This is a genomic window from Vibrio sp. 10N.222.46.A1 (assembly GCF_041473595.1).
Classification (GTDB): domain Bacteria; phylum Pseudomonadota; class Gammaproteobacteria; order Enterobacterales; family Vibrionaceae; genus Vibrio; species Vibrio tasmaniensis_A.
This window is the reverse complement of the sequence record NZ_JBFRSN010000334.1, coordinates 1-9,333: the sequence shown is the minus strand read 5'-3', so window position 1 is coordinate 9,333 and position 9,333 is coordinate 1. Positions and strand designations below refer to the sequence as shown.

Below are 9,333 nucleotides of genomic sequence, written 5' to 3'. Positions count from 1 at the left end.
CTAATTAACTGGGCGAAACGAGAAGGGTTTGAAGTCCGTGATCATGATGGTTATGCCTTGGACATCAGCTTTGGCGAAGGCTTACAAGAAATCGGCATATTGCATCATGTAGATGTGGTAGAAGCCGGTGATTTAAACGCATGGCTGACACCTGCATTTGAGATGCACCAACACGGTGATGACTTATTGGGGCGAGGCGTTACCGACAACAAAGGCCCGTTAATGGCCAGTCTGTATATTCTCAAGATGTTTAAAGCGCTTGATGTAACACTCGACAAAAAAATAAGAGTGATCATCGGTGGCGCAGAAGAGACAACTTGGGAATGTGTAGAGCATTATTTTAATCATAATCCTCAACCGGATTATGGTTTCTCTCCAGATGGCGACTTCCCAATCGTTAATGGAGAAAAAGGCATCCTATATGCGTCATTACAACGAGAATTCCCAACTCACAATGGCCTAGGAACTTGTCAGATCGTAAGCATTGAAAGTGAGCGTGACAGAACATCCACCTGCTATCAATTATCGATTTATCTGACAGGAGAAAAAGCGGCTGAAGTAGCAGCAACATTTGAAACTTCAGCAACGGTCACTCTTGCCAATGTGGCACAAAGTGACAACCACCAACAAAAGGAGTTGTACTGCGTTGAGTTGTCAACGCCGTGGGAGAAATCTCGCAACCCGCATAAGGTCGATAACTGTATGGATCAGTTTGTTCGTCACATGCGACATGTTGAAGGGTTAGACACTAACTCTCGAAATTTAATTGATTTACTAGACGCGTGTTTTAGTGATTCCAATGATGCTTCGAAATTAGGGCTAGCACACCAAGATAATGAAATGGGGTCGACTACATGCTGTGTCTCCTCCATCAATTTGAATCAACATGGCTACAACTTGGATTTTGATTTTCGGTTTCCTAAAGGACTGACTATCGATCAAGCTCGTACCCAACTCCAGTATGTATCCCAACAATACGGAGTGAGATTGATTGAACACAAGTACTTACCTCTATCTTACCTCTCACCCGAAAGTGAACTTATCCAAGCAATGGGAAAAGCTTATTCCGAAGTTACCAAAATGGACGCTCAGTGCTTTAGTAAAGGTGCGGCTTCTTACGCGCGCGCGCTAAACAATGGTGTGGCATTCGGACCTACTTTTCCTGGTGATGTGACTCGTGTCCATGAGCCTAATGAAAGGCTCAGCCTCGAGTCATTAAAAAGAGCAATAACAATATACGTGAAAGTTCTCATATCACTTTAGGAGTAAATTATGAGAGATAAGGTTCAAGCACTTGCTGGAGGTATGATGGTATCCATCATCGTACTGGTTATCGCAGGTATATTTATTGGTGTGGGCGCTGGTGTTGTAAACCAAATGTCTGCTACCGACTCTGTTATTTGGGCATTCTTTAAGCTGATGTTAGATCTTGGCTTGATGGTCATGCGCAATCTACCGCCTTTCTTTGCGATTGGTCTAGCGTTCGCGCTGGCGAAATCTGAAAAAGGTTGGGCAGCCTTCACTGGCTTTACCATGTTCATGTGTTTCAACGTCGCTATCGGATCGATCGCTGCATTTCACGGATGGACTCAAGAAACTACAAGCGTTGCGTCATTAATGAATGATGCTGGCTACGACAAAGTAGCAGCGCAAAACTTCAACTCTTTATGGGGTGAGTCTTTAGGTATCTTCGCTTACAACATGGGGATCTTTAGCGGTATTCTTGTTGGTTGTATTACGGCTTGGATCCACAACCGTTACTACAAATTCGAAATGCCTGCACTCTTGAGCTTCTTCTCAGGCCCTCGTGCCGTAGTGATTTTTGCTTACTTCGCTATCATGCCTATCGCGCTGTTTGTTTACTACGCTTGGCCACCGATCGCTGGGGCACTGCAGTCCATCACTACCTTGATTACTAGCTCAGGTATTTTTGGCTCTTTCCTATTTGGCGTATTTGACAAAGGCTTATTGCCATTTGGCTTACATCACCTTATCGCCTTCCCTATTGAATACACTCGTGTTGGTGGCGTAATGGAGATTGATGGTGTTGTTTACGAAGGTGTTCGTAACATCATGAATGGCCAAATGAGTTCACCAGAGGCAACGAGCTACATTACACATAACTTTACCAGCGGTCGTATTCCAATCCAAATTGGTGGCCTGACGGGTGCTGCTTATGCAATGTACGTAACAGCAAAAACAGCCAATCGTAAGAAGGTAGCCGCTATCATGGTGCCTGCGGTATTTACGGCTGCTGTTATCGGTATTACCGAGCCACTAGAATATACCTTCCTATTCGTCCAACCATTCCTATTCTTTGCAGTGCATGTTCCGCTAAATGGTCTTGCTTATGTGATCACCGAAATGATGGGTGTTTCAATTCACGGTAATCAGCTGCTATTTATGGTGCCTAACCTACTACAACCTGAAAAGGTTCATGCTTGGGCTCTATTGTGGATTATCCCACTATACTTCGCGATTTACTTCTACACATTCAAGTTCTTCATCCTAAAGTTTGATTCAAAAACTCCAGGTCGCGAAGAAGAAGATGGTGATATCGCCCTGTATTCAAAAGAAGACTTTAAAAAGAAAAAGGATCAGACCTCAAAAGGACTGCCTGTTGAAATCATTAAGGCGCTGGGTGGAGCTGACAACATTGAGAACGTGACAAACTGTGCAACTCGACTGCGTGTTTCGCTGCATGACGAATCACTAACGGCAAGCGATAAAGTTTGGAAACAACAGCTCAACGCAATTGGTGTCGTCAGAATGAATAAAGGCATTCAAGTGATATATGGAGCCAACGTTATTACGATTGCCTCTGGTATCAAAGAAGCCCTTGGTGTCGACTCTTAGCTAAGCGTAACTTCCGTAACCCTACTGTTACGAATCTATAGAAACCAATAACTGACAATTCCTCCTGTGACTACAAGTCACAGGAAGGGATTCGTGCACCTGAAATATGGGAAATATAAAAATGAAAGCAATGACAAAACATGCAGTTACTTTACTTGCTCTTTGTGTTTCTGGCGTCCTACACGCAAACGAAAATACAACATCAAGCTGGTCTGAGCGCAACCCGATCGTCTTCTGGGGAGATAGAGCCAATGAGGACTGGAGCTATGTCGATGGTCTAGACGAAAGTCAAAAAAGCTTTTCAGAAAAACTCAAACGCTTGGATATTGATGACAGTGGTGACTGGAAAGTCTCATTTAGCGGTAATGTAAAAGCCGCAGTCGATAACCGTTGGAATCACATGTACGACGGAGAAAACCGCAAGAAAAATGAACTGCGTACTCGCATGCAATTCTCCACCGATGTGACTTACCAAGACTGGATGCGTGTATTTGGTGAAATTCGAACCAACTACACTAACCTCGATAGTCCGGGTCCAGTTGACGATGCCGGTACTGACTTCCACCAGTTGTTTACCGAATTCAAATTACTCGATGACGGTGAGCAATACCTAAGTACCCGCCTTGGTCGCCAAGAAATATACTTAAATGAATGGCAAATGATGAACCGTGAACCAACGCCAGTTCAATCAAGTTGGAATGCAGCCAGCGCAAAATACAGCGTAGCAGGCATCAATTTTGACGCATACTACGGCGAGGAAGTATTCCCTCTCTACAAAGATGGCAGCTTCGGTGGTAACTGGGATGATAAAACCAATGGCAAAAAATCGACCGGCTTATTCGCTAATTGGAGAACTGACTTCGGGGCAATGCAAGCCTACATAATGAGTAATAAACTCACCAATGAAAGCTTTGTTAATGCACCTGACGGTGACGTCGACATTCAAGTTTTAGGCTTACATGCACATGATTTTGTGAGTGAAGGGTTTGGTTACATGCTCGATGGTGTTTACCAATTTGGCGATCATGCAGGTAAAGATATCTCAGCCTACATGGCTTATGCCGATTTGAACTACAACTGGAAAGCAGACTGGAACTATCGCTTAGGTCTGAACCTACATTACGCATCAGGTTCAGATAAAGACAGCGACAAAGTGAACACGTTTAACCCTTTGTGGACAGGTGACCCACTGGGTTTCGCGCATGATGGCGCTTACGGTAACGCAATGCAGGTCGGTTCTTACACTGTGATTGAGTATCAGCCGAAACAATCCATCATCGCTGGCTTTATGTCGACATGGCGTGCCAACACAGATGATGCAATCTACACACTCAACCAAGATGTATTATTTGGTGCAGAGTCTGACGAAAAATACGCTTACACCCAGTTCTATCTGCAATTCCATAATTACATCACAGGCAACTTAAAGTCTGAGTTAAATATGTACTACGCATTAGATAGCGACTACACACGTGACGTAGTCGGCAGTAGCAGTGATGACATTTCCCGTGTTGAAATCGCACTGATCTATAACTTCTAACACTGCTTATCAGGTTAGTATGTTACTAAATGAATTCGCCCAGCAGTGCTGGGCGAATTTTTTAGACCATCATATTTCAGTTAATTGAATTACTCATCCGGCTGCTTGGTTCGAAGATCCACATATGGCCAGTAATGGTGCCCTACTCGAATCAAAAGTGTTGCTGCTGCTAAGATAAACGCTGCAACAGACAACCAAACGATGAGTACTGCATCCAACTCTTTCATGCCCAGAGTAATGTAACGAGCAATCGCCATCATCGCGATGTAAATCGGATATCGAACCGGGATCTTACCGTTCATCACAAACTGCTGAACCATCGCCAACACTTCTAAATAGATGAACATCAGTAGAATATCGGTCAATTGCACTCGACGTTCAGCAAAAACATGCATGAACTCTTCGACCATCGCAAACAAGGTCGCGAGCGTGATCGCTACCAGTAATACCGCTTCCATAATGTGAAATACTTTTAAAAACGGCTTACTAAAAGATTTAGGTAAGTGAGAAGGCATAGTCACTCTTCAAAAAATAATTAATCCAGTCTCTACATTAGCATGCGCTCTAGAGAAGCGACGAATACAAAAATGGCCCCACATTCACTGCAGAGCCATCGACTTGTTTTTTACTTAGCCACTTTCTAGTGGCTAACTAACCTTACAACAGAATCAGGTACGTTAAGAACACCACACACAGCCCGTAGATCAATGGGTGCACTTCTTTGCGCTTACCTGCAACAACCATTGTGAATGCGTAGCTGATGAAACCCATCGCCATACCGTTCGCTGGTGAGAAGCTTAGCACTGTGAACATGATGGTGAAGAAAGCTGCAATGCGTGACTCTTTCTTTTCCCAGTTAATCTGACCAAGACGACCCACCATGTAGATGCCTACCACAACCATCGCAGGCGCGACCATTGCCGCTGAGAAGATAGAGAAGATTGGGTATAGGAATAGAGACACTAGGAATAAGCCAGCCACCATGACTGCCGCTAAACCTGTTTTCGCACCTTGAGAAGAGGCAATACCCGATTCAGAGAAAGCAGTAATCGATGTGGTACCTAGAATTGAACCAATCACAGTACCGCCCGCATCAGCCACTAGCGCCGATTTTGCATTCGGCACTTTACCGTCTTTGTCGATGATACCTGCATCACGGCCAACACCCACAATCGTGCTCAATCCATCGAAGAAATCGACAATCAAGAAGATAAGTACGATGAACAACAAATCGAACATTTTCTCAGGCGTAAAAGCTGAGAAGTCAAAGATAGCGCCAAAGCTGCCTGCCATACTTGGTGGCATTGAAACGAATTGGTCAGGGATTGGGGCGTTTGATGTGCCCATGAATACATCAGCAAGAATGGTCAACACGATAGCTGAAACAAACGAGATAAACGTGGCCAACTTAATGTCACGAACCATACAGCCCAATGCAATGAAGATACTCACATAAGCGATAATCACTTTTGGATCGGAAATGTCACCTAAGCCAACCAGTACGAACGGATTAGAAACGATGATACCCGCATTCTTAAGGCCTAAGAAAGCAATGAACAAGCCGAGAGACACAGTAATCGCCAGCTTCAAGTCTTCAGGAATCGATTCAATCATCGACTTACGGATATTAGTCAATGAGAAAGCAAGATAAAGAATACCCGATAGGAAGATGCCAAATAATGCTTCATTCCAAAGTACCGCCACTGAACCACTTAACAATAAACCTTTGAAGAAGCCATTCATGCTCATGCCAGGTGCTAGCATGACTGGATAGTTACCCCAAATGCCCATGATAAGCGTTGCAATAGCAGCAGAAAGAGCGGTCGCCGTAAAGACTGCACCTTTGTCCATTCCCGGAATGCCACCCAAAATTGCTGGGTTAACCGCCAAGATATAACTCATCGCTAAGAAGGTAATAAAACCTGCGTATAGCTCAGTGCTGATCGTGGTCTTTCTCTCTGAGAGTTTGAACATGGTGTCAAGTGAGCCAGATGTCTTCTGGGCTTTCAGGGTGGAGTCAGTATTCACAACAAAACCTATGTATTAAATTAAGAAATTTGAGATTCAAATGCTGTGAGAATAGAGGGATCTCTACACTAAAAACTGTAGTCACCAAGGTAGGCTCGGTAGTAGAAACATTTGATCCATTTCATCAAACATATACAGCATTTAATCGTTTGCGCGGATTGTAAGGATTGAGATTAAAACTTCAACAAATTTTGTTCAGATCACATAAAAAACTGAACATGATCGGTCATTACATTTATAGGAAGATCAGACAAAGGATCATTTGAGAATAAATAACGATCAAGCCAGTTGTTCTCAATCATCTAAATATGCTACTCTTCGCCTCCATTTTTCTGACCTAATTTTCACCAGTTGTCTCTATTAGTTTTACTTGTTATCCCTTTTTAGATGCAACCAGCGGAACAAAAATTAGAGTCAGTGCTATCTTTTATAGTGTCGGTTTATCGCCCTCACTCAATCCAACCAACAGTGGAAATATACAGATGGGCAAAGGTACTCTTTACATCGTATCTGCACCTAGTGGCGCAGGTAAGTCGAGCTTGATCTCAGCAATGCTAGAAACCAATCCAACCTACGCAATGAAGGTATCTGTTTCACACACCACTCGCGGTATGCGCCCTGGTGAAGAAAATGGTGTTCACTACCACTTCGTAGAGAAGCATCATTTTGAAGACCTTATTAATAAAGGTGAATTCCTAGAGTACGCTGAAGTTTTCGGCAACTACTACGGTACTTCACGCGTTTGGATTGAAGAAAACCTAGACCGCGGTATCGATGTATTCCTAGATATCGACTGGCAAGGTGCTCGTCAGATCCGTGAACAAATGCCTCAAGCGAAGAGTGTATTCATTCTTCCACCATCAAATGGTGAGCTAGAGCGTCGTTTGAATGTTCGCGGCCAAGACAGCGACGAAGTTATTGCGAAACGCATGAGCGAAGCAAAATCAGAAATTTCTCACTATGCAGAATACGATTATGTGATCGTGAATGATGACTTTGATGCAGCCCTAATGGACTTCAGAGCTATCATTCGTGCGGAGCGCTTAAAAGAAGATAAGCAAGCAGCGAAATACAGCGGCATGCTTACTGCTTTATTGGCGGAATAATCTAGATCCCCTAGATTTTCCATTGAGATAAGTATACGGTGAACTAGAAAGTCTCTAGTTAAACTTGTATACTTTCTCGTCATCAAAAATTTATTAGTTAATTACTATTTGGAGTCCTCATGGCACGCGTAACTGTTCAAGACGCTGTTGAAAAAGTTGGCAACCGTTTCGACCTAGTTCTTATTGCGGCTCGCCGCGCACGTCAAATGCAAACTGGCGGCAAAGATTCACTAGTGCCTGAAGAAAACGATAAGCCAACGGTTATCGCTCTTCGCGAAATCGAAGAAGGTCTTATCACTAAAGACGTACTAGATGCTCGTGAGCGTCAAGAGCAACAAGAGCAAGAAGCGGCTGAGCTTGCAGCAGTAAGCAGCATCGCTCACACTCGCTGATAGAATCAACGTCATTCGAACTAATTAACCTTCCGGGCCTTTAATTTGTATCTATTCGATAGCCTCAAAGACGTTGCCCAAGAATACCTAACAGAGCCTCAAGTTGAGGCTCTGCGTCAATCTTATGTGGTAGCGAGAGACGCCCATGAAGGGCAAACCCGTTCAACGGGTGAACCATACATTATTCACCCTGTAGCTGTTTCAAGAATCCTGGCAGAAATGCGTCTGGATATAGAAACTCTGCAAGCAGCCCTACTCCACGATGTAATTGAAGACACTGAAGTTACAAAAGAGGAGCTAGAAGCTCAATTCGGCAATACCGTTGCTGAACTGGTTGATGGTGTATCTAAGCTGGATAAGCTTAAATTTCGTGATCGCAAAGAAGCGCAAGCAGAGAACTTCCGTAAGATGGTTCTCGCGATGGTGCAAGACATCCGCGTTATCTTGATCAAATTAGCTGACCGTACTCACAACATGCGTACGCTTGGGGCACTTCGTCCTGATAAGAAGCGTCGTATTGCTCGTGAAACCCTAGAGATTTATTCTCCGCTAGCTCACCGTCTTGGTATTCATAACATTAAGACAGAACTAGAAGAGCTGGGCTTCGAAGCCCTTTATCCTAACCGTTATCGCGTCCTGAAAAACGTAGTGAAAGCTGCGCGTGGTAACCGTAAGGAGATGATCCAACGTATCCATAGCGAAATCGAAGGCCGCCTTGAAGAAGTCGGTTTGCCTGCTCGCGTACTTGGTCGTGAAAAGAACCTGTTCTCCATCTATAACAAGATGAAAACCAAAGAGCAGCGCTTCCACACCATTATGGACATCTACGCTTTCCGCGTGGTGGTTGATACACCAGATACTTGCTATCGCGTACTTGGTCAGGCCCACAGCCTGTACAAGCCTCGTCCTGGCCGCATGAAAGACTACATTGCGGTACCGAAAGCCAACGGCTACCAATCTCTGCACACGTCAATGATCGGCCCTCACGGGGTGCCAGTTGAGGTCCAGATCCGAACTGAAGATATGGAGCAGATGGCAGATAAAGGTGTCGCGGCGCACTGGTCTTACAAAGGCAATGGCTCACGCAGTAGCAACGGGACAACCGCACAGGTTAAAGCACAACGTTGGATGCAGAGCTTACTTGAGCTGCAACAAAGCGCAGGTAACTCATTCGAATTCATTGAAAATGTTAAATCTGATCTGTTCCCAGATGAGATCTTCGTATTCACGCCGAAAGGTCGCATTGTCGAACTTCCAGCAGGCGCAACAGCAGTCGATTTTGCTTACGCGGTACATACCGACGTCGGCAACATGTGTGTCGGTGCTCGTGTAGACATGAACCCTTACCCACTCAGCAAATCGCTGAAGAATGGCCAAACTATTGAGATCATCAGTGCTCCGGGCGCACGTC

General features: G+C 44.5%; 8 protein-coding genes and 1 riboswitch. Of the genes, 6 read left to right on the top strand and 2 right to left on the bottom strand.

The genetic code is table 11. From position 1 onward, the window contains the following. The 3 genes from AB4496_RS10975 to AB4496_RS10965 form a co-directional block, all read left to right on the top strand. The coding region (locus AB4496_RS10975) for a Sapep family Mn(2+)-dependent dipeptidase (RefSeq protein ID WP_372130945.1) at nt 1–1,263 on the top strand (1,263 nt) is incomplete at its 5' end. A gap of 9 nt (nt 1,264–1,272) precedes the next feature. Next, nucleotides 1,273–2,856: a PTS transporter subunit EIIC gene (locus AB4496_RS10970; RefSeq protein ID WP_009847994.1), complete on the top strand. Its 1,584-nt coding sequence runs from the start codon at nt 1,273–1,275 to the stop codon at nt 2,854–2,856. A 121-nt stretch (nt 2,857–2,977) separates the two neighbouring features. Further along, nucleotides 2,978–4,396 carry an alginate export family protein gene (locus AB4496_RS10965; protein WP_009847995.1) on the top strand — a complete coding sequence of 473 codons (1,419 nt, stop codon included), beginning with the start codon at nt 2,978–2,980 and terminating at the stop codon, nt 4,394–4,396. Between the two features lie 89 nt (nt 4,397–4,485). Here AB4496_RS10965 and AB4496_RS10960 read toward each other — a convergent pair whose 3' ends face one another. Further along, a complete protein-coding gene (locus AB4496_RS10960; protein ID WP_009848000.1) occupies nt 4,486–4,911 on the bottom strand; it encodes a phosphate-starvation-inducible protein PsiE in 426 nt (141 codons plus the stop codon). 142 nt (nt 4,912–5,053) lie between these two features. Further along, nucleotides 5,054–6,424, bottom strand: coding sequence for an NCS2 family permease (locus AB4496_RS10955; protein WP_009848001.1), 1,371 nt, complete (start codon nt 6,422–6,424; stop codon nt 5,054–5,056). A gap of 58 nt (nt 6,425–6,482) precedes the next feature. After that, nucleotides 6,483–6,582, bottom strand: a riboswitch (purine riboswitch). Between the two features lie 324 nt (nt 6,583–6,906). Here AB4496_RS10955 and gmk point away from each other — a divergent pair. The 3 genes from gmk to spoT all read left to right on the top strand — a co-directional run. Then, nucleotides 6,907–7,530: a guanylate kinase gene (gmk, locus tag AB4496_RS10950; RefSeq protein ID WP_009848002.1), complete on the top strand. Its 624-nt coding sequence runs from the start codon at nt 6,907–6,909 to the stop codon at nt 7,528–7,530. A 119-nt stretch (nt 7,531–7,649) separates the two neighbouring features. Beyond that, nucleotides 7,650–7,922 (top strand): DNA-directed RNA polymerase subunit omega, encoded by a 273-nt coding sequence (gene rpoZ, locus AB4496_RS10945; protein ID WP_009848003.1) that lies wholly within the window; start codon nt 7,650–7,652, stop codon nt 7,920–7,922. Nucleotides 7,923–7,967: 45 nt separating this feature from the next. Further along, on the top strand, nt 7,968–9,333 hold a 1,366-nt coding region (gene spoT, locus AB4496_RS10940), incomplete at its 3' end, for a bifunctional GTP diphosphokinase/guanosine-3',5'-bis pyrophosphate 3'-pyrophosphohydrolase (protein WP_372130943.1).

Bases quoted from the DNA above. Each gene is read 5' to 3' on its own strand.
- AB4496_RS10960 (WP_009848000.1), bottom strand. From the start codon at position 4,911: ATGCCTTCTCACTTACCTAAATCTTTTAGTAAGCCGTTTTTAAAAGTA.
- gmk (WP_009848002.1), top strand. From the start codon at position 6,907: ATGGGCAAAGGTACTCTTTACATCGTATCTGCACCTAGTGGCGCAGGT.
- AB4496_RS10970 (WP_009847994.1), top strand. From the start codon at position 1,273: ATGAGAGATAAGGTTCAAGCACTTGCTGGAGGTATGATGGTATCCATC.
- AB4496_RS10965 (WP_009847995.1), top strand. From the start codon at position 2,978: ATGAAAGCAATGACAAAACATGCAGTTACTTTACTTGCTCTTTGTGTT.
- rpoZ (WP_009848003.1), top strand. From the start codon at position 7,650: ATGGCACGCGTAACTGTTCAAGACGCTGTTGAAAAAGTTGGCAACCGT.